This is a genomic window from Parachryseolinea silvisoli (assembly GCF_021190955.1).
GTDB lineage: Bacteria > Bacteroidota > Bacteroidia > Cytophagales > Cyclobacteriaceae > Ohtaekwangia > Ohtaekwangia silvisoli.
The window spans coordinates 33,439-54,582 of record NZ_JAIOAO010000006.1 but is presented as its reverse complement, the minus strand read 5'-3'; the positions used below and the strand labels follow the sequence as shown (position 1 = coordinate 54,582).

At 49.0% G+C, this 21,144-nt stretch carries 23 protein-coding genes; 11 read left to right on the top strand and 12 right to left on the bottom strand.

The genetic code is table 11. The features are described from left to right. The 7 genes from K7P01_RS27775 (at position 1) to K7P01_RS27745 (ending at position 6,464) form a co-directional block, all read left to right on the top strand. Positions 1-1,260: a dihydroorotase gene (locus K7P01_RS27775; RefSeq protein ID WP_267297861.1), complete on the top strand. Its 1,260-nt coding sequence runs from the start codon at positions 1-3 to the stop codon at positions 1,258-1,260. 4 nt (positions 1,261-1,264) lie between these two features. Next, positions 1,265-1,789 carry a DUF4199 domain-containing protein gene (locus K7P01_RS27770; RefSeq protein WP_254086475.1) on the top strand — a complete coding sequence of 175 codons (525 nt, stop codon included), beginning with the start codon at positions 1,265-1,267 and terminating at the stop codon, positions 1,787-1,789. 8 nt (positions 1,790-1,797) lie between these two features. Continuing rightward, positions 1,798-2,316, top strand: coding sequence for a DUF4199 domain-containing protein (locus K7P01_RS27765; RefSeq protein ID WP_267297860.1), 519 nt, complete (start codon positions 1,798-1,800; stop codon positions 2,314-2,316). Between the two features lie 3 nt (positions 2,317-2,319). Continuing rightward, on the top strand, positions 2,320-3,327 hold the full coding sequence (locus K7P01_RS27760; protein WP_267297859.1) for a glycosyltransferase family 2 protein: 1,008 nt from the start codon (positions 2,320-2,322) through the stop codon (positions 3,325-3,327). 3 nt (positions 3,328-3,330) lie between these two features. After that, on the top strand, positions 3,331-4,293 hold the full coding sequence (locus K7P01_RS27755; protein WP_267297858.1) for a glycosyltransferase: 963 nt from the start codon (positions 3,331-3,333) through the stop codon (positions 4,291-4,293). Positions 4,294-4,379: 86 nt separating this feature from the next. Further along, a complete protein-coding gene (locus tag K7P01_RS27750) occupies positions 4,380-5,588 on the top strand; it encodes an OmpA family protein (protein ID WP_267297857.1) in 1,209 nt (402 codons plus the stop codon). Positions 5,589-5,687: 99 nt separating this feature from the next. Next, positions 5,688-6,464 carry a hypothetical protein gene (locus K7P01_RS27745; RefSeq protein WP_267297856.1) on the top strand — a complete coding sequence of 259 codons (777 nt, stop codon included), beginning with the start codon at positions 5,688-5,690 and terminating at the stop codon, positions 6,462-6,464. A gap of 2 nt (positions 6,465-6,466) precedes the next feature. Here K7P01_RS27745 and K7P01_RS27740 read toward each other — a convergent pair whose 3' ends face one another. From K7P01_RS27740 to rpsT, 9 genes are all read right to left on the bottom strand, one after another. Continuing rightward, a complete protein-coding gene (locus K7P01_RS27740; protein ID WP_267297855.1) occupies positions 6,467-6,751 on the bottom strand; it encodes a GNAT family N-acetyltransferase in 285 nt (94 codons plus the stop codon). 87 nt (positions 6,752-6,838) lie between these two features. After that, a complete protein-coding gene (rny, locus tag K7P01_RS27735; protein ID WP_267297854.1) occupies positions 6,839-8,407 on the bottom strand; it encodes a ribonuclease Y in 1,569 nt (522 codons plus the stop codon). A 68-nt stretch (positions 8,408-8,475) separates the two neighbouring features. Then, positions 8,476-8,763 (bottom strand): cell division protein ZapA, encoded by a 288-nt coding sequence (locus tag K7P01_RS27730; RefSeq protein ID WP_254086483.1) that lies wholly within the window; start codon positions 8,761-8,763, stop codon positions 8,476-8,478. A gap of 25 nt (positions 8,764-8,788) precedes the next feature. Continuing rightward, on the bottom strand, positions 8,789-9,085 hold the full coding sequence (locus tag K7P01_RS27725) for a hypothetical protein (protein ID WP_254086484.1): 297 nt from the start codon (positions 9,083-9,085) through the stop codon (positions 8,789-8,791). A 90-nt stretch (positions 9,086-9,175) separates the two neighbouring features. Further along, positions 9,176-11,602 carry a phenylalanine--tRNA ligase subunit beta gene (gene pheT / locus K7P01_RS27720; protein ID WP_267297853.1) on the bottom strand — a complete coding sequence of 809 codons (2,427 nt, stop codon included), beginning with the start codon at positions 11,600-11,602 and terminating at the stop codon, positions 9,176-9,178. A 107-nt stretch (positions 11,603-11,709) separates the two neighbouring features. Next, positions 11,710-12,330, bottom strand: coding sequence for a DUF1684 domain-containing protein (locus K7P01_RS27715; RefSeq protein ID WP_267297852.1), 621 nt, complete (start codon positions 12,328-12,330; stop codon positions 11,710-11,712). Next, on the bottom strand, positions 12,327-13,595 hold the full coding sequence (locus tag K7P01_RS27710) for a serine hydrolase domain-containing protein (protein ID WP_267297851.1): 1,269 nt from the start codon (positions 13,593-13,595) through the stop codon (positions 12,327-12,329). Before K7P01_RS27710 ends, K7P01_RS27715 begins: the two co-directional genes overlap by 4 nt. Before the next feature lie 49 nt (positions 13,596-13,644). Then, positions 13,645-14,343 carry a RadC family protein gene (gene radC / locus K7P01_RS27705; RefSeq protein WP_267297850.1) on the bottom strand — a complete coding sequence of 233 codons (699 nt, stop codon included), beginning with the start codon at positions 14,341-14,343 and terminating at the stop codon, positions 13,645-13,647. Between the two features lie 136 nt (positions 14,344-14,479). Continuing rightward, positions 14,480-14,734 (bottom strand): 30S ribosomal protein S20, encoded by a 255-nt coding sequence (gene rpsT / locus K7P01_RS27700; RefSeq protein ID WP_254086489.1) that lies wholly within the window; start codon positions 14,732-14,734, stop codon positions 14,480-14,482. A 233-nt stretch (positions 14,735-14,967) separates the two neighbouring features. Between rpsT and K7P01_RS27695 the strand changes: the two genes are divergently transcribed. Next, positions 14,968-15,945 carry a zinc dependent phospholipase C family protein gene (locus tag K7P01_RS27695; RefSeq protein WP_267297849.1) on the top strand — a complete coding sequence of 326 codons (978 nt, stop codon included), beginning with the start codon at positions 14,968-14,970 and terminating at the stop codon, positions 15,943-15,945. A 16-nt stretch (positions 15,946-15,961) separates the two neighbouring features. On the opposite strand, the gene K7P01_RS27690 is transcribed toward K7P01_RS27695, so the two are convergent. After that, the gene (locus K7P01_RS27690; protein ID WP_254086491.1) at positions 15,962-16,249 is read right to left on the bottom strand and encodes a hypothetical protein; all 288 of its coding nucleotides are present in this window, start codon (positions 16,247-16,249) and stop codon (positions 15,962-15,964) included. Between the two features lie 120 nt (positions 16,250-16,369). Beyond that, entirely contained in the window at positions 16,370-16,900 is a 531-nt protein-coding gene (locus tag K7P01_RS27685) for an SRPBCC family protein (protein ID WP_267297848.1), read from the bottom strand. A 227-nt stretch (positions 16,901-17,127) separates the two neighbouring features. Here K7P01_RS27685 and K7P01_RS27680 point away from each other — a divergent pair, with 227 nt between their 5' ends. Beyond that, positions 17,128-17,589 carry a DUF4199 domain-containing protein gene (locus K7P01_RS27680; protein ID WP_267297847.1) on the top strand — a complete coding sequence of 154 codons (462 nt, stop codon included), beginning with the start codon at positions 17,128-17,130 and terminating at the stop codon, positions 17,587-17,589. Between the two features lie 55 nt (positions 17,590-17,644). Here the strand turns inward: K7P01_RS27680 and K7P01_RS27675 are convergent, their stop codons facing one another. Beyond that, positions 17,645-18,958, bottom strand: coding sequence for an alpha-L-fucosidase (locus K7P01_RS27675; RefSeq protein ID WP_267297846.1), 1,314 nt, complete (start codon positions 18,956-18,958; stop codon positions 17,645-17,647). Positions 18,959-19,025: 67 nt separating this feature from the next. Between K7P01_RS27675 and K7P01_RS27670 the strand changes: the two genes are divergently transcribed. After that, entirely contained in the window at positions 19,026-20,321 is a 1,296-nt protein-coding gene (locus tag K7P01_RS27670) for an aminopeptidase P family protein (RefSeq protein ID WP_267297845.1), read from the top strand. Positions 20,322-20,332: 11 nt separating this feature from the next. Beyond that, positions 20,333-21,133, top strand: coding sequence for a DUF4198 domain-containing protein (locus K7P01_RS27665; protein WP_267297844.1), 801 nt, complete (start codon positions 20,333-20,335; stop codon positions 21,131-21,133). The last annotated feature ends 11 nt before the right edge of the window (positions 21,134-21,144 follow it).

Here is a 21,144-nt window from a genome sequence, read left to right as displayed (position 1 = left end):
ATGAAAATCTTAATCCAGTCTCCTGAAATTATAGATTCCCGGTCATCCTTCCATAAAAAAGAAAAAAACGTACTGCTAAACAATGGCCGTATCGTCGAAATAGGCGATAGGAACTACTCGGCCGACCGTGTCATCAAAGCCGAAGGAATGAAGCTATCCATCGGATGGTTCGACCTCGGCACCTTCGTGGGAGACCCCGGATTAGAACACAAAGAAGATCTCGACTCGGCGTCCAAAGCCGCCGCCGCCGGAGGCTTTACCGAAATAGCCGTATTGCCAAATACAGTCCCCTCCGTCCAATCAAAGAACGAGGTCGCGTACATCACTCATGGTAACGACAATCGCCTGGTGCAAATACACGCCCTGGCGTCTGTGACGCGCAATAATAAGGGCGAGGAATTGACGGAAATGATTGACCTCCACGAGGCTGGAGCAGTAGCCTTTACAGATGGCCTCAAGCCGATCTGGCATACCGACATTCTGTTGAAGTCGCTGCAATACCTGCAAAAATTTGATGGCCTCCTCATCGACCATCCGGAAGATATTTGGTTAAATATGTTCGGCCAGATGCACGAAGGCCTCCAAAGCACCATGCTGGGATTGAAAGGTATGCCGCGCATTGCCGAAGACATTATGGTGAGCAAAAGCCTCGAGCTGTTAGGCTATGCGGGCGGCCGTCTACACCTCTCACGCCTGTCGACAGGAAAAGCGGTCGATCTGATACGCAACGCCAAAAAGAAATTACAGGTGAGCTGCGACATTGCAGCATACCAGCCGTTGCTCGACGACACGACATTGGTAGACTTCGATACCAACTACAAAGTCAACCCGCCACTACGCGAGAAAGCCGACAACGACGCCCTGATCAAAGGCCTTCGCGACGGTACTATCGATGTCCTGTGCTCGGGGCACACACCCCACGAAGAAGAAAGCAAAAGCCTGGAATTTGACATGGCTGACTTCGGCTTGATCAACCTCCAAACCTTTGGCGCCAACCTCGTGGCCCTCTCCAAAGCAGTCGACCTGGATGTATTACTGGAAAAAGTAACGATAAACCCCCGGAGACTGCTCAACCTGGAGATACCACGCATTGAGGTGGATGAGAAAGCCAACCTTACACTGTTTGACCCGAATAAAACCTGGACATTGGACGACCGGACCAACCTGTCGAAGGCTAAAAACTCGCCCTGGTTTGGAAAGGAAATCACGGGAAAGGTCGTAGCAGTATTTAACAACAACCGGCAGCGGACGGAGGACTGAGCGTATGAAACAGCCCTTATTAAAGCTATCAATCCGGTATGGCCTCGTAGCGGGAGTGATGGCCTCCGCCGTATTAGTGGCCATGTTTTACATGGGAAGACACCCCGCCATGGTTTCTCCCTTCCTGGATTTTCGGATCATGGTCTTTGGTATCTTTATCTTTTTCAATTTGAAGGAGCTCCGTGACTATTACCAGGGCGGCGTACTGTACTTCTGGCAGGGTATGATCGGCGGCGGATTGATTGTGCTTATTGCCACGGTAGTATCATCGTTGGGACTGCAGCTATTCGGTAGCTGGGAAGGCGAATTTGTCAGCCAGTACATCAAACAGATGACCGATTACTTAAAAACTTTCCCCAAAGAAGACATCGAACGGATCGGAAAAGATGTCTACGAACGTAATTTGAATGACCTCCCCGAGACTAATATCCGGAAGCTGGTGGAAACGTATTTTGCGCAGGGTATCGCCATTGGCTTTTTTGTGAATATCATTCTTTCGGTAATCCTGAGACGGCAACCCAAACCCTAAAAAACGATATGGAAAACACAGTAGCCAAGCCCAGCACCTTTTCAGTAGGACTGAAATGGGGTCTGATTTCGACCTTAATTCATATTGTTGTATTTCTTGCCCTGGCGCTGCTGGGTGAAAACCCTTTTAATGAAATTGTAGGGTACATAAGTATGCTGGTGGTCACACCGTTGATCTATGTACTGGCGCACAAGGCGTTTAAAGACGCGGGCGATGGGTTTATGACTTATGGTCAGGGGGTGCTTATTGCATTTTTCATAGCACTTGCGGGCACGATTCTCGGCTTTGTGTTCACATACATATATTTAAATTTTGTAGACACTAATCTGATGGACAGGCATTTGCAGGAATTGACAGAGAAACTGAGCGAAAAGAACACGCCTGAAAACCAGATAGAGATGACGATCCAGGTTACAAGGGATTATTTTTGGCTTTTTTATGTGGGCGGCGGGATTTTCGTTGGCGTATTAATAGGTCTAATTGTTACTATCTTTACGCAGAAAAAGAATCCAGAACCGACATTTTAATTCATGAACCAACCGGATATTTCGGTCATTGTGCCCGCCAAAGACGAAGAGGAATCAATTCCAGAACTCAGCCAGTGGATAAGTCGTGTCATGCAGGCGCACGGATTCCGGTACGAAGTCTTTTTTATTGACGACGGCAGTTCTGATGGGACCTGGCAACAGATTCTGAAAGTGAACGCCGACGACGAGCGGTTTAAAGGGATTCGTTTTAATCGCAATTTCGGGAAGTCAGCCGCCCTGCAAACCGGATTCCGGGTAGCGCGCGGAAAAGTGGTAATTACCATGGACGCCGACCTTCAGGACAGCCCCGACGAAATACCCGAGTTATATCGCATGGTTACCCAGGACGGGTTCCATCTTGTTTCCGGGTGGAAAAAGAAGCGGCATGACCCGATCTCGAAAACTGTACCGTCGAAGTTCTTCAATTACATAACCGGCCTGCTCTCCGGCATACGCTTGCACGACTTCAACTGTGGCTTGAAAGCCTACCAGTCGACCGTCGTGAAGAACATCAACGTCTACGGAGAAATGCACCGCTATATTCCGGTCATTGCCAAATGGGCTGGCTTCACGAAGATCACAGAGAAAGTAGTAGAGCACCGCGAGCGTAAGTTTGGGTATACCAAATTCGGATTGGAGCGCTTTATCAACGGCTTTCTGGATCTATTATCCATCACGTTTGTAAGTCGGTTCAGACAGAAACCCATGCACTTTTTTGGCACATGGGGCACCGTATCGTTTCTGATCGGTTTCGTATTCACCGCCAAGCTTTTCTGGGATAAAATGAACTCCCTCTTTATCTCCCGGGTACCCATGAAACGTGAGATCACCGAGCAACCCCTCTTTTACCTGGCACTTGTGGCAGTTGTCATTGGCGTACAGCTATTCGTAACAGGATTTTTGGCTGAGATGTTCGCGATGCAGTCCCTCTCCAAACGCGACTACCTCGTAATCGAAAAGGTGGGCCTGGAGGAAGAAACGGCACGCAAGCTTCAAGGGGTTGTTAACTAAGCTGTGAAATATTCCATCATCGTTCCGGTCTACAACCGCCCCGAAGAGGTGCGCGAGCTCCTGGACAGCCTGACGCAGCAAACGGTGAAGGCCTTTGAAGTATTGATCGTGGAGGACGGATCTTCCGTGCGGTGTGATGACATAGTAGATCGATACCGTCACCAGTTAACCATTCAATACTTTTTTAAACCGAATGCCGGTCCCGGCCCAGCCCGGAATTTTGGCTATTCCAACGCCACAGGCGAATATCTAATTGTATTCGATTCAGATTGTATCATACCTCCCGACTACCTGAAAGCCGTCGATAAAGCGTTGGCGATATACGGCTGGGATGCGTGGGGCGGTCCGGACCGGGCGCATACAACCTTCACGCTCGTACAACGCGCTATGGGATATACCATGGCGTCGGTATGGACGACGGGCGGTATACGTGGCGGAAAAAAACACGTAGGCTCTTTCCAGCCGCGTAGCTTTAACATGGGGATCTCCCGGAAAGTATACACGCAGACACAGGGATTTCATTTTGACCGGTATGCCGAGGATATAGAATTTAGCATCCGGATGAAAAATGCCGGCTATAAGGTAGGACTTATACCAGAGGCCTACGTCTACCACAAACGCCGCACATCATTCTCTCAATTTTATCACCAGGTCGCTAACTTCGGCAAAGGCAGAGCCCTCGTAGGCCGCGCGCATCCAGGCGAAGTTAAAATTACACACTGGCTACCGACTATATTTGTACTCGGGACACTCAGCATACCCTTGTGGGCGCTGGTCAGCCCGATACTCTCTTATGCCGCGTTGGGCGGGTGGCTGCTCTACCTGTCCGTCATTTTTCTACATGCACTATGGCAGAACAAGAATCTGGGGGTGGCCTTCCTGGCAGTTCCTGCGGCTTTAATCCAGCTGAGTGGTTATGGACTTGGATTTTTACGCGAATGGAGCAAATCATACATTCGTAAGTGACCGATTTGGTGACATTTAATCATACCTGATACAGTTTTATTCAATATTTTTAAATAATATTGATAAGAAACAGTCCTTATTCTTACATGAGAAAATCATTCGCGCTTGCGCTCATAGTTGGCTTTGCAAGCATCTCATCCACCGCATTCTCCCAAACGCCCGAACTCTCTCCCGGTTATTACCTTGTAGTAGGCGCATATGCTAAAACGCGCGAAAGTGCGGCCCAGGCCTACATGCAACAATTAAAACAACAGGGGAAGGAAGCGACCTACGGTTTTAATACAGGTCGTGGGTTGTATTTTGTCTACCTCCAATACTTTACAACGCTGCGTGCATCCTTGCTTGAGATGACGGCAGTGCGCAAACAAGAAGCCTTCAAGGACGCCTGGATCCGCGTTGTGCCAGGTGACATAGCTGCCCTGCAGCCTCCGGGTAAGAAAACAACAATAACACCGGTAGTAGAGGCGCCGCCCGCGCCGGCAACGACCCCTTCCGAAAACCAGCAAGAACCCACAACACCACCTGGCGATAGTATCGTCGTAACCGATAACCCCGAGATCGTGCAATACAAGGTCATGACCCTCGGAAACACCGAAGTATTCCTGAGCGTGTACAATGCCCGCAACGATCGTATTGTAGATGGTACTGTGCAGGTAATCGATACAGACCGTGCCCACCCGATTACGCGCGTGAAAGGAAATGAATACCTCAACCTCCCGGACCCGAAAAGCAAATCCGGCCAGCTGACACTGATCTGCGATATATTTGGATATCGTAAACTACAACAAGAGATAAACTATCCACTGCCGCTGGCCGACACGGTCAAGCCATATATTGATCTGGTGGGCACCACGGTCGTAATCAACTTTGACATGGTACGCTATCATCCCGGAGACATAGCTACCCTGTACAATGTATACTTCTACAACGACGCAGCCATCATGCAGCCCGAGTCGAAATACGAGATTAACAGCTTGCTACAGCTTATGCAGGAAAACTCGCGCTACCGCATTCGCTTGCACGGTCACACCAATGGAAACTACCACGGCAAGCTCCTCACAATAGGTCCCGATAAGAAATTCTTCTCCCTCGACGGCGCCAAACAAAGTACAGGATCGGCCAAAGACCTTTCACGCCATCGGGCCGACGTGATCAAAGAATACCTGGTGGCCAACGGCATCGATGCCAGCCGCATTGAAATCAAAGCCTGGGGAGGAAAACGCCCGCTATACGACAAGCGCAGTGCAAACGCCAAAAAGAACGTACGTGTAGAAGTTGAAATATTGGAGGAATAATACAGTTGATTCGATTGGAGCCCCGCTAAAAGCCCCACCTGGGGCTTTTAGCTTTTTAACGAGGGTGTTACCTTCGCGTGGTTTATAAAAGAAACTTACGTGAAAAAGGTACTGAAAAGCTTCTTCCTCATCATCAACTATAAGACTCTCGTCATAACCGCATTGTCGGTCATTTCAACTTATGTGTGCTACCACCTTGGCCTGACAGCCAAATTTCCCGACATGCTGGTCGGTGTGGCAATCGTATTTCCCGTAGTGTTTTCAATTGGCTCCGCCTACAACCGCCGCGAACTAGCCCTGCAACGTTTCTCAGACTTCAAAGGGCATGCACTGGCCGTCTACTTTGCTACACGCGATTGGACAACTGACAAACAAAATGATATACCCCAACGGACGCGGACCATCGTCGAGTACATGATCGTGCTGATGCGTTCAATGTTTACATCAAGACACGAAAAAGATATACTCGCAAACGAGAAGAAGATCTTTCAGTATTTCTCAGACCTCTCCTTGCTGATGATGGATCTCAAGAACCATGGCGTGCAGGCAGGGGAGCTCTCGCGCGTGAATCAGTACATCAGCAAAATGATCATAGCCTTTGATAACCTGCGGATCGTTCATGTGTACCGAACACCCATTACACTGCGGGCCTACAGCAAAGTGTTTATCTACATCTTTCCCATCGTCTACGGCCCCTATTTTGCCAGCACATTCCACGATTTCTCGGCACACCTCGAATACGTCATGCCCGTGTTATATAGCTTTATCCTGGTAAGCCTGGATAACATACAGGACCACCTGGAACATCCCTTCGATGAAGTCGGCGAAGATGACGTCCGGTTCGACGAGAAAGAAGTGATCATGCACATGGAATAAGCTTATCGGTCCAGTACATCTCCGTACTCGGCCACCTTGTCAAAAACACTTTTGGCAAAGGGACAAAGCGGAAGGATCTTTAAGCCATGATTGCGCGCATGTTGAACAGCGGCCGCGACGAGTTGCTTGCCGGCACTCTTACCGCGCAGCGCATCCGACACTTCTGTATGATCGATAATGATGAGGGCAGGACCGGCTTTGCTAAACGTCATCTCTGCCGCGCGGGTACCGTCTTGCTCGATGTAAAATGCCCCCTTGTTTGCCGTTTCCGTAAGTTTTATTTCCATAGTCGCCAGATAGTTTGTCAAGCTTGTCATTAAATAAAAAGGCCCTGCACGTAGCGGGGCCCTTTCTGTATAAACGTGGTTGTATATCTATTTTGCGTAGGAAACGCTGCGCATTTCGCGAATCACCGTCACCTTCACCTGACCAGGATACTGCATATCCCGCTCAATCTTTTGTGAGATATCAAAGCTAAGCTGACTGGCGCGTTCATCGCTGGCCTTTTCAGCGTCAACGATCACACGCAGCTCACGACCCGCCTGTATAGCATAGCACTTCTCTACACCATCGAAACTTAAGCCAAGCTCTTCCAGTTCTTTGAGGCGCTTGATGTATTGCTCCATCACCTCGCGACGAGCGCCTGGTCGCGCACCACTGATGGCGTCGCAAGCCTGTACGATCGGTGACAGGATGTTCGTCATTTCGATTTCGTCGTGGTGAGCACCAATGGCGTTACAAACCACCGGATGTTCCTTATACTTCACGGCAAGCTCCATCCCTACGATAGCGTGCGGCTTTTCGAGTTCTTCATGCCATACCTTGCCAATGTCGTGAAGCAGACCAGCACGCTTCGCTTGCTTAACGTTCAAACCTAGTTCGCTGGCCATGATAGCGCAGAGGTTGGCCACTTCACGCGAGTGTTGCAACAGGTTTTGGCCATACGAAGAACGGAAACGCATACGCCCTACCATCTTCACGAGCTCTGGGTGAAGTCCATGAATACCCAGGTCGATTACTGTACGCTCGCCGATCTCGACAATTTCGTCTTCAATGTTTTTCGTAGTCTTGGTAACGATCTCCTCAATACGGGCCGGGTGAATACGACCGTCTTGCACCAGGCGGTGCAACGACAACCGGGCAATCTCCCTTCTCACCGGGTCAAAACCCGAAATGATAATGGCTTCTGGTGTATCGTCTACGATAATCTCGACACCGGTCGCCGCTTCAAGTGCACGGATATTCCGGCCTTCACGACCGATAACCTTTCCTTTGATATCGTCGCTCTCGATGTTAAAGATTGATACACAGTTCTCAATAGCATGTTCTGTAGCAGTACGCTGAATGGTCTCCACAACGATCTTTCGGGCTTCCTTGGTGGCCGAAAGTTTCGCCTGCTCCATAATGTCCTTAATGAAGCTGGAGGCACGGGTCTGGGCTTCGTCTTTCAGGGCAGCGACAAGCTGCTCGCGAGCTTCCTCGGCGGTCAGCTTGGAAATATTCTCCAGTACCTGGATCTTCTGCTGGTTGAATTTATCAAGCTCTTCCTTGCGCTTCTTCGTATGCTCGAGCTGAGCGGCGAGATCTGTCCGGATATCGTCGAGCTCACCTTCTTTACGCTTCAAATTCTCGATTTCCTTGCTGAGGGTCTGTTCCCGTTGCTTGATCTTTTGCTCGTTGCTGATGATGAGGGCTTTCTTTTTGTTGGCCTCCTCTTCAAACTCCGAACGCATCTTCAGAATTTTTTCTTTGGCTTCCAGGATTCTGTCCTTCTTCAGGTTTTCGGCAGCAATTTCAGCCTCTTTCAGAATCAGATCGGACTTGTCTGTGGCTTCTTCCTGTTTCTTTTTCAGCTTCCGCTTGTACGACGCGGAACTAATGAGCAGGCTCAGCACAGCCGTAACGACTATGCTGACAACAATAGCTATAGCAATGGATGACATAAAAAAATAGGGTTTATACTGCCCGGAGTGCCACCTTGGCTCAGAAAATGATCATCAGGAATGAAGGATTACAGAATGGATTGGGAAACCAAATGGTTGAGATGACTAACTTTCTCAAACACGGTTTTATCGATGACATGATGTGTTTCCTCGGCTGCCATTTTATCGACAAGACAGTCAAATGCAGCCATAGCCAACAAATCTTGTTTGTCGTCGATCCCAAATTGCTCCCGGTAAGATTTTAGCTTTTCGTTGATGAGCTTGCCGGCCAGTCTTACCCGCTCTTCATCAGATCGCTTCACCTTCATGGGATATTCGCGGTCGGCTATTTTGATTTTTATAGAAAGTTCCTCCATCAAGAAATCTTACAGGTTTTTTACCTTATCTGCTTAAGTGAGCGATGCACTTGTCGATCTCGCGAATGTATTCGTCCACTTTTTTCTTCAACTCCAGAACACTTCCGTCTTCCGGGTTCAAATTATCCACAATTTTAGTGATTTTCAGTTGATTATGAAAGCTGCTGATCTGCTCGTCCCGAGCTTTAAGAGCCGACTTTAGTCCCTGGTTTTCGATTTTCAGGTTTTTAAGTTCCTCCTTCAGGTTTTTGTGCTCGTTCAGGAGCACTACAAGTTTGCGTTCCAGCCCCGAAAGGTTAGACTTTAAGAGTTCTTGATCCATGCGAATATCTTTTGCCCTGGCAACGCCATCGGCTCTTGTAACTGTTCGTTCTGGTAGCGCCCGGCTCCTTTTCCGGATATATACCTTTTTCTACTTCCGGATAACCGCCCCAAGCTTCGTTTCAAAAGCCTGCATCAGGCGAGTCATGGTCTTTTCAATCTCTTCATCTGTCAGCGTCTTCGTCTCATCCAAAAGAGTAAATCCTAATGCGTAGGCCTTCTTCCCGGCAGGGATATTCTCTCCCTCATACACATCAAACGCTATTATATCCTTGATCAACCGCTTCTCGGTAGCCATCACAAGACTGCTGATCTCACTGAAGTGCACCTGCCTGTCTAATACAAGCGAAAGATCACGTCGCACCTCAGGGAATTTAGCAACTTCTTGAATTACTAACTTAGGGGTTGCCGATTGGAAAAGCAAGGATGTGTTTAGGTCAGCAAAAAATATTTCCTGTTTGATGCCGAAATCCTTCAACAAGGCCGTTTTTACTTTTCCAAGTGTTCCTATTTCAATGTTTCCACGAAGAAGTTTCGAGCCATATTCCAGCAGTTGGTGCTCTATGTTCTCCTGCTGTACCGACGAAATACCACTTTTCGAAAGTATATGCTGCACATGCTGACCTAAGTCATAGTATGCTACTGCCTGTGTCTTATGCCGCCAGTTCTCTGTCTCCACGTTACCCGTCATAAACAGCGACAAACGGTCCTCTTCATGATACTTGCCACCGTCTTTATAGTAAATCTTTCCAAACTCATAAAGCTTCAGGTCGCGCTGACGGCGGTTGATATTATAGGCGCACACCTCCAGTCCGGAGAATAACAACGTCTGACGCAAAACACCCTGCTCTTCACTCAGCTTGTTCAAGATCTCTACCGGAGAGCCCGTAAAGCTAAGCTGGTGCTTTTGCTGGTAGGCCTTGTTCGTAAGCGAATTGGTCCAGATCTCGTAAAAGCCGTTGGCGACAAGCATTTCGCCCATACTCCGCTTATATTTATCTATACTCTTAACCGGGAACTCCGCCAGAAAATCCGTGCGGGCGGTATCTGAAAGCGGTATATTATTGAAACCATAAATGCGTAGAATCTCTTCTACCACATCAGCTTCTTGTAAGACGTCCACACGGTACGGCGGCACAGACACCGTATACTGGTCCACCTGCCTGTCGATAATCTGTATATCCAGCCCCTCCAGAATGGCAAACGCCTCTTCCCGTGGAATGTTCTTGCCAATCAACCGGTCAACATTCTTGTCCTTAACGACAATCGTACGACGGTCGATCTTGGAAGGATAGACATCGATAATGTCCGACGACACCTTTCCGCCCGCAATTTCCTGGATCAATAATGCAGCCCGCTTCAGCGCATACACCGTAATCTCAGGATCTGTGCCGCGCTCAAAACGGAACGAAGCATCGGTCTTCAGCTGGTGATGCTGTGAAGACTTGCGAACAGTGTCCGGCGAGAAATATGCACTCTCCAGAAAGATGTTTTGAGTTTGTCCCGTGATGCCGGAAGTAGCGCCACCAAAGACACCGGCTATACACATACCTTCCTCGGCGTTGCAAATCATCAGGTCGGTAGCCAGCAACGTACGCTCTTTGTTGTCTAGCGTAGTGAACTTAGTGCCGGCAGGCAATGTCTTAACAACGACCTTTTTTCCGGTGATCTTGTCGGCATCAAAAGCATGCATGGGTTGGCCCAATTCATGACAGACAAAGTTTGTGATATCGACAATGTTATTGATCGGAGAAATTCCGATGGCAAGCAGACGATTCTTTAACCAGGCAGGAGACTCTGCCACCTTTACACCCGCAAGCGTCACACCCGAGTAACGCGGGCAAGCCTGTGTGGCCTCCACCGATACCTTGATGGTGAGATTCTGGTTGTCGATCGTAAAGTGATCGACAGCAGGCCACCGGATGACACGCTTCTGCGAGGCACGGATGTCACGCGCCACGCCCATGTGAGATGCCGCGTCGGCCCGGTTAGGCGTCAGGCCAATCTCAAAAATATAATCCGACGCGATATTGTAGTATTGTGCGGCAGGTGTGCCGTTGGGTAATACCAACGCTTCAGGGCTGGTTAGCACGATGATCCCCGCATGGCTTTCTCCCAGACCAATCTCGTCTTCAGCGCAAATCATGCCCTCTGACTGCTCGCCCCTGATTTTCGCTAGTTTGATCGTAAAGGGTTCTCCTTGAGTAGGATAAATCGTGGTGCCGGGAACCGCTACAACAACTTTCTGGTCGGCCGCCACATTCGGCGCGCCGCAAACGATCGACAACGGCCGCTCGCCGCCCACATCCACAGTGGTCAGGGAAAGCTTGTCCGCGTTCGGATGTCGGGTGCAGGTAAGGACTGTACCTAGCACAAGCCCCTTCAGTCCGCCCCTAACCGTCTCGTGCTCTTCTACTTTTTCAACTTCCAGGCCGGTAGACGTCAATACCTTGCCGATGTTCTCCGCAGTCTCCGGAATATCAATGTATTCTTTTAGCCAATTATAAGAAATGGTCATAATTCCAGCGTAAAAAAGCCCTGAACATTTCTCAGGGGTGTGTAAACCTCAAAAATAAGGGTTTGGTGCTAATTATTATGCTAACGTAATGCTTTAAGATAATGAGCTTAATGATATTGTCGCTCACCCGCCCGGATGGGGACTTTCAGCAGGTTTTCCCTCGGTGGAAGCGGACACGAGAATTTGTCAGAATAGGCACAATAGGGGTTGTACGCCAGGTTAAAATCCAAAGTAACCGTATTAGCACCCTGTACCTTGTTCAGATCCAGGTATCGCCCGGCTCCGTAGGTCTCCACTGCACTGGTCTCATCGCCGAAAGCCAGAAACAATTTTCCTCGGAACGGCCCCATGTCAATCATTTCCAGGACCAGTAGCCGGTTATGATAGCCGCCCAGGTCAAAATCGGCGTAAGCATATTGAACATAACGCTGCTCCTTCCCATCGTTGGTTGCCAGCAAGACTACCTGCTTGTTCGTGATAGGAGCAAGGGTGGCCGTGACCTTATAGCGAATGTCCACCGGGTAATAGCGCAGCCCCGTAAACGTGGCCGTGGAATCATTCGCGAAAGGAGATTCCTGAGAGGTACGCATAAATTGATCCTTAGCATCTCGCTCCGCCTGAATCTTGTCCGCGTAGGCACTTTGGTCCTGGCTACCAGTAAAAGAATACAGCACCCCGACGACTGCGGCGACAACGACAATCAGGATAATAACGCTTTGCTTCTTCACGGAACTTGTAGGTTGGTGGATAGTGCCCGGCGCCGGCGATCATCATATACCAAAATGGAATCCCGGTGCGCACGGAATAAAGTAAAAAAAGTAGGAATGCCTTTGTCGGCCACTGCACCGGGTGCATTAGCGAGGATACAAATAGCGATATGATCTTTCGTATTAACGGCCACTTCACTGCGATACCCGTTCACAAACCCACCATGATAAATAACAGTATCGTTGGGATAATATAACACACGCCAGCCAAGGCCGTAGTACGAGCTGCTAAGCCGTTGAGATCGGCCATAATTCCGATTCTTGGAAGGAGCCAGCACCTGTGGAGAAAACAGTTGATGCACCGTGGCCTCATCGATCACATCCTCGCGATGGCCCAGCAATGCAATCATCCAATTCGCCATGTCTGAAATGCTCGCATTTACGCCGCCAGCAGGTGCTACGTTATAATACGTGTTTGTAATCGAGGCAGGAACCCACCGGCCACCACGCGACTTGTGAGGACGTGCAATGTTGGGATTGGTCATGAGCGTAGTGTAGTCCATCGATGCCTGCTCCATATGCAAAGGCTTGAACACCCGTTCCGCCATGTTCACCTCGTAGGGTTTGCCCGTTGCCTTATGAATAACTTCACCAATTAAACTATAGGCTACATTTTGATAACTATACTCCTTACCGACCTCTCGGAACAAATCGACATCCTTCAACTTACCAAGCAACACGGGAAGCTCCATGCCGGCTTCCACCAGGTTAGTATACGTATGATAGGGAAGGCCCGTGGTATGCGATAAAACATGCCGCAATCGAAGCGCCCGGGTTTGCTCAGGCGACTTCAATCGGAAGTCGGGCAAATACTCAATCACAGGATCATTCCATCCAAGAACACTATCGGAAACAAGAATGCCTGTAAGGAACGAAGCAAAACATTTCGACACCGAAGCAATGCGAAACACCGTATGTGCGTCCACGGCGGCGCTACTGCCCGCCGCCCGAACACCAAACCCCTTCAGATAAACAATGGAAGAATCTTTTACTATCGCAACGGCGAAGCCAGGGGTTTGAGAGGTTTGCGTCAACAGCTCGATCTCATGCTCAAACGCATGCATAAGTTGATCGAAGGCCGGATTTATATAGGGAGGAGGGGGTGTCGGTTGCACTGGCGGTACTACAGCAACAGACGCCGTATTACTTTTCCATACCTGTGCCAGGAGGATGGGTAAAAGGATGATTAGCGTTCCGACAAGTAAGAGTTGCTGCTTTTTTTTCATTCACCACAGATATCTCCAGGCATTCGGCTACAGGGATGTTCCCCGCCGTTTACAAAATGCCCTCGTCTGCAAAGCTAAAATATTTCTGGCCTGCGAGGATAAGATGATCCAGAACTTGTATTTCGAGCAACTTGCCGGCTTCTTTTATTTTTTGAGTGAGATTGATATCTGCCTGGCTGGCCGTAGTTTCTCCCGACGGGTGATTGTGAGCCAAAATAAGGCCGGACGCGAGGTTATCAACAGCAAGCTTGAAAACGATTTTGGGATCGGCCACTGTGCCGGCAGTCCCGCCCTGGCTGATCTGATGGGTTCGAATAACCCGATTAGCGCGATTTAATAGAATGATCCAGAATTCCTCATGATTAATATCTTGCAAACAAGGAGAAATGACCTCAAAAGCATCTCGAGAGCTAACAATCCTCGGTTTTTTCTCGGGATCTGCAGCTTTACGCCGCCGTCCCAATTCCAAGGCTGAAACAATGGCCAACGCCTTCGCCTCGCCAACGCCCTTAATCTTCATCAGATCGTTGGCCGTAAGCTGTGCCAGATTGTGCAGATTATTACTCGCCATCTGCAGGATTTTCTGCGCAAGATCGACAGCACTCAACGTGGGAGTTCCCGAGCGCAAAAGAATAGCAAGCAACTCAGTATTGGAAAGCGATAATTTTCCGTGGAGGATTAATTTTTCACGAGGTTGGTCTTCTCGTAACCAATCCTTAATGGCAGGCCTTTTCTCTACTATTTCCATATCTACAAACAACGTAACCCCACAAAGATATTCCTCCCCCTCAGATTTTCAAGCCAACCAACAAAAAAAAGAGAACCCCTCACCGCATGGGTAAGGGGCTCCCTAAAATATCAGTAATCCTAAAACGGATGCTTAATTAGGCGAGTTTATTCACCAGACGGGTGAGTCTGGACTTTTGATTGGCCGCTTTCTTCCAATGAATGATGTTCTTCTTGGCCAACTTGTCGATCATAGAAGAAACTTCTTTCAAAAGAGTAACAGCTTCAGATTTTACCGTAGCGCTCTGCAATCTCTTGATGAAAGTACGGGTAGTCTTGTTTTGGTAGCGGTTTCTCACGCGCTTAGCCTCATTAGCACGGATTCTCTTTTCTGCTGATTTATGGTTTGCCATAGCTCGTTTTCAAATAAGGACTGCAAAGGTAGAGGGATTCTCCAAATTTCCAACGCTCCTCCAAAATCTATTTTTCAAAATCCTGAAAATGAATGTTTTGAGTCGATCGTGATGTATCCAACAGGGTGTCCCTAAATCGTAGAGGCCAAGATCCCCGGCATGTTTAAAATCCTTGACCTATTCTTAATTGGATCGTTTGCCCCCATCCCGTATCTTTCTCTAAAGAAAACGTTGTGAAGCTTATCCGCCGCTGCCTTTCGGCAATTATCCTCCTTACCCTCGTCAGTCTAACCCTTCCCAACCTCACCTGGGGCTTCTTTGCCCATCGCCGCATTAACCGCCTGGCCGTATTCATTCTCCCACCCGAAATGATCGGTTTCTATAAAAAGAACATAGGCTACCTAACCGAAGCCGCCGTAAACCCCGACCGCCGTAGATTCATCCTCCCCGACGAAGCACCCCGCCACTACATAGATCTCGACCACTTTGGCGACAGTGCCCAATATAAAGTCCCGCCATATTGGGACAGCGCTGTCTCCAAATATTCTGAAGACACGCTCAAAGCTCACGGCATCCTTCCTTGGCATATCGTGAAGACCTACTATCGCCTGAAAGATGCTATGATGATTCGTGACCCCGTGGCCATTTTGCGTCTGTCGGCAGATCTCGGGCATTATATTGGCGATGCCCACGTACCGCTGCACACGACAGTAAACTACAATGGACAACGCACCGGCCAGGAAGGCATTCACGCCTTTTGGGAATCCAGACTCCCCGAACTATTCTCTGATGACTACGATTTTTTTGTAGGAAAAGCGAAGTACATCGAGCATCCGCAGACGGCAACGTGGAACGCAATCCTCGGAGCGCACCGCGTAGTGGACTCGGTACTACAAGAAGAAAAGAAACTGGCCGCTCAAATGGGCAACAAAAAATACTCATTTGAGTCGCGCGGTATGCAAACGCAAAAAGTTTACTCACAAGAGTATGCCGCGGCGTACCACCGGGTCGTGGGGCGAATGGTAGAACGTCAGATGCGCGCCGCGATACACCTCACGGGAAGCATTTGGTACACCGCATGGGTAAATGCCGGCCAGCCCGATCTGCAGGCGTTGATAGTAGAGGTGCCTTCGGAAGCAGAATTGCAAGAAAGACGGTCAGCCTTGCGGGATTGGAAAGAACAGCAAAAGAAAATCCGAGACCACGAGTGATCCGTGGGAACAGAGATCAGGATAACAACGCTTGCACAATATTTTCCCATTCTTCTTGTAAGCCGACCTTGGGTACCGGCTTGCCTGCATGATGATACCAAAAAGAGGCATTTCCAGGATCACCTTCTACACGGTGAAGATAAGCATGTACCCATGAGCCTTCCGCTGTAGGCACGTCTTGTGCGAGAGCATGAGCAGCATCCCAATCGTCGTTCCCCGCAAACCAGAGGGCTTGTAAAAGCGGCGAGAGAGTAGGCGAGGGCGCTGTGTCTTCCAGGGAGGCAGTAAATTCTTCGTAAGTCATGTTGCCAAAGTATTAAAGCCTCGGCAAAAACCAAAGCGCCGTCTATTAACAGTTATTGAATAGGATAATATACTTCCCTGATCCACTGTGCCGTATCCTGAACGGGCCGCCGGAACTGATCTACTTTACGGGCTTCGCTTCGGCCAGCGCCTTCAGGTGGGTAAGGTTATAATCAAAAGCCTTGTTCATTTCTGGCTTCATGATAATACCAAACCACCGCGAGATCGGGTTGGGGCCCAGGTCGCTGGAGAAACCAATCGTCAACTGCGTACTGTCATTCTTCGGTGTAAATGTATACCAGCCCTTGGCAACACCATGCTCCATAAAATCAAGATCCGTTTTAATCGACGAACCAGGAATGCTTTCAGTAATCGTTACCTTACCATCACCCGACTTCTTCCCCGTCCAGGAATACCATGCCCCCGAGCCCACGCGCTTGTCACCATAGGTCAGTTGCATGTCATCTTTGTATAGATCGTTCCAATAAGACCACCTGCCCCAGCGCTCGAGGTCATTGATCTCCTCAAAGATATTTTCCGCAGGCGCAGCAATAGTGATATGGCGGGTTATCTCCATCTTCCCGGGTAACATCAGGCCGACGATGGCCAATAGGACAAGAAGGGCTAGAAGCCCAAAAAAGAATTTTTTCATAGTTGTGGCGGGGTTAAAGTGACTAGCAGAAAGATAAGAAATAATCTTTTACGAAAACGTTTGCATTTATAGCGGAATGTCAGGATATTCAGCAGGATATCCGTTGGTAAGTGATTGATCGGGAGTAAGATAAACAGGTTCAAAGAGATTGTCAGAACGTAGTGGGTACCGGTCCTGTGGCACAGTATTTTAAGATTTCTATTGGAAGAACACGAAACCTAAAGAATATGAATATCTGGAACAGAAGCACCCGCATTCCTGAGATCTATGGTACAGCGATCGCACTGGGATTGATTGTCTATTTCTTCTTGATGTACGCTGTAGGGCTGATCCACGTCGTCGAGCTTCGACTACTGAATCTGCTCATCATGCTGGCCGGTGTTTATTACGCGCTGAAACAATTCACCCGTACCCATAATGGGCAACTAAACTACTTTCGCGCCATGGCCATCGGGGTAGGAGCTGCCGCAATAGGCTCGGCCACGTTTGCAGCATTTTTGTTTTTTTACCTCAAGATCGATACAAATCTGATGCAATCCCTCATAAAAAATGAACCAATGGGACCTTATCTGAACGCTTATATAGCTTCATTTATGGTTTTGCTGGAAGGCCTTTTCTCCGGTCTGTTTGTGACGTTCGTGCTCCTGAACTGGGTACGCACCGATCAGGTAAACCAGCCCATTGGCTAGTACAATGATATAAACAAAGAAGCCTCTGTTTTTCAGGGGCTTCTTTGTTTAGAGACTACTTCATTTGAAGTTCAATGATCGTATCAAACTCCTGCCGCCCGGCAGGAGGTATTTGTAACGTAATACCGTATTCACTCTCTGCGAACTTGACCGATGTCATCGTACCGTAAACTTTGGCCGCTTTCACCTTTTTGCCCCAGGAAGGGATCGTCAGCACATTATCCGTCCAGCGTAGAATATGAACAAAAACCTTATCCCCTTTTTGGGTCGTCACGCCCCAGTCCCTCGCGGTCAGCGGGCCACCGTGTGTACCATAGATAGTCTCTCCATTTCTGGTTAGCCAGGCCCCCACCTTTTGTAAGCGTTCAACGTGTTCCGGCTGTATTTGTCCGTTCGGCATAGGCCCAATGTTCAGTAGGAAGTTGGCATCATAGCCGGCCGCTTTGACCAGGTACTGAACAAGCTCTTGTACGCTTTTGTGGTGGTCGTCTTTCAAATTAAAGCCCCACGATTGGTTGATGGTCTCACAAGTCTCGGTCGGCAGATCGCCAATCTTTTGCTCAGGCGCAAATCCCGTAGTATTGTGGCCGGGCAGGTCTTTTTCGAACATCTGGAAATCTTCCCCCGCAAAAGGTGTCACGTGGTGGTTACTGCCAACGAGGGCACCAGGCTGAAGTTTGTGGATCAACGAGTACGTGCGCGTTAACCGCCAGTCGGCATCCTTTTTATCCCACATACCATCAAACCAGATACCACCGATCTCGCCATAGCCTGTCAGGAGCTCCGTAAGCTGGGCATCCATATAGTCGAGGTAAGCATTCCAATTGCCTTGTTCCGGCCGTCCCGTCCAACTGCCGCCGGTATTGCCACGAGGAAAATAATCGGGATGATGCCAGTCTAACTGAGAATGATAAAAAAACAGCTTGATGCCTTCACGGCGGCATTCGTCTGCCAGCATCTTTAAAACATCCTTGCCATAGGGTGACCGTTTTACAATAGTATAATCCGACACGCGGCTGTCCCACATCGCAAACCCATCGTGGTGTTTACTCGTGATGACAATATACTTCATGCCCGCAGCCTTGGCCAGTTGCACCCAGCTCTTCGCATCAAAAGCCGTGGGATTAAAGAATGCCGGGAGCTTCTCATAATCGCGGATGGGAATCTGCTGCTGATTCATAACCCACTCGCCGTCGCCCAACACACTATACACGCCCCAGTGAATGAACAGGCCGAACCGCGCCGATTGAAACCATTCCCGGTTTTGTTTGTTGGCATCAGAAGGTGTATAGGTTGATTGTGCCACGACGTTCCCCGAAACCCACAACAGGATCAGGAACGACTTTAGAAGGATAGAAATTGGCTTCATAGAGTTTTGGTTTAAATTGCAGCCTGACCACCGTTTTAAACGGTGTTTTGAAAATTAACCATTGAAAATGAGATACAAAAACATACCCAAAGAACTCTTTGAATCGAACCGGGAAAAGCTTCGCAAAGAGCTAAAGCCCCATTCCTTGCTGGTGGTCAACGCGAACGACGTGATGCCGACAAACTCCGACGGCACCGTGCGCTTTCGACAAAACAGTGACCTCTTCTACCTCTCAGGCGTCGACCAGGAAGAAACCATTTTGGTAATGTGTCCCGATTTCCCCGACGAACGATATAGAGAGGTTCTTTTTATACGCGAGACCAGCGAGATGATTGCCATTTGGGAAGGACATAAGCTCACCAAACAGGAAGCCCGGGAAAAGACAGGCATTCAAACCATCGTGTGGGTATCAGAATTTCAAAAGGTATTTAACCTTATGATGCTCATGGGGGATACCGAATATGTATACCTCAATACCAACGACCACTACCGCGCCGACAATCCTGTGGAGACACGCGAGGCGCGCTTTGTGAAATGGTGTATGGAAAAATTTCCGCTTCACAAATACGAACGTCTGGCACCCATCATGCACCGCTTACGGTCGGTAAAATCGCAACACGAGCTCGACCTGATGCAACGCGCATGCGATATCACGGAAGCCGGCTTTCGCCGTGTGTTGAAGTTTGTAAAGCCCGGTGTAAAAGAATACGAGATCGAAGCCGAATATGTACACGAGTTTCTGTGCAACGGTTCGCGCGGCTTTGCCTATGAGCCCATCATCGCTTCCGGCACGAACTCGTGCGTGCTGCACTACCTGGACAACAATCAGGTCTGCCAGGATGGCGATCTGGTACTGCTCGATGTAGGCGCAGAATACGCCAACTACAACGCCGACCTAACGCGTACCATACCAGTCAATGGACGGTTCTCCAAACGCCAGAAAGAAGTGTATAATGCTGTGCTACGTGTAAAACGTCATGCATACTCGTTGTTGCGTCCCGGTGTAAAATACTACGAGTACCACAAACAGATCCAGCAGTTTACCGAGCAGGAGCTGATCGGTTTAAAACTCATAGACAAGACCGACATTAAAAATCAGGACAAAGACAAACCCCTCTTCATGAAATACTTCATGCACGGCACCAGCCACCAGCTTGGCCTGGATGTGCACGATGTCGGCAGTATGTATCATGAAATGAGCGCTGGGCAGGTTTGGACAGTAGAGCCCGGTATATATATCCGGGAAGAAGGCCTTGGCGTACGCATAGAAAATAACGTTGTGATCGGCAAAGAAGGCGTGCACGACCTGATGAAGAACATTCCCGAAGAAGTAGAGGAAATAGAACACATCATGAATAGCTAAACGGATCGACCATGCGAAAGCGGATTCTCATGCTGGCAATACTTCTCGCGGGCACGTGGGGCGTAGAGGCTGCGACATGGTGGATGTTACCCAGTAGCTACTTCTTCAAAGTAGGGGAGTCTGTCAAGATCGGGTTTGTGCAAGGAGAAGAATTTAAGGCAGAGCCGTGGCCGATAACGCAAGACCAGGTAGTGCGTCTCGAACACCATCGCGTGGGACTGGGTGTCAAAGACCTTCGTGCTTCCATACAAAACGACGATCGCGAACGGCTCACTATAAAGTTTGACAGGGCCGGCACACATTTGCTGACTTTGCAAAGTGCAGTGCAATTTAAAGCGTGGGATGCAGCAGGATTCAATACGTTTCTCGAAGAAAACGGATTAGAAGACGTCCTGACAAAGCGTAAGGAAAACGGCACGAGCGATGAGCCCGCCGGTGAGCGCCAGGTGGTCTACACCAAACTATTAGTACAGGTCGGGAATACACCAGATGATGTATATAAAGAAGTAGTAGGTTTTCCGCTGGAGATAATACCCGAACGAAACCCTTATAGCCTTCGGTCTGGAGATGTTATGCGCTTTAGGATATTAAAGGATGGCAAGCCTCTCTTTGGAGCGCGGGTTAAAGTATGGAATCGAAAAGATAACCGCACCACCCTGCAAAACATCTATACCGAGAAAGACGGAACCATGGAAACCCGGCTGAGTAGCGACGGGCCGTGGATGGTAAGCGTCGTACAGGCAGAACCATCAAAAACAGCAGGCGCTGAATGGAACACATCTTCGGCCAGCCTTGTCTTTGGTATTCGATAGAATCAAAAAAA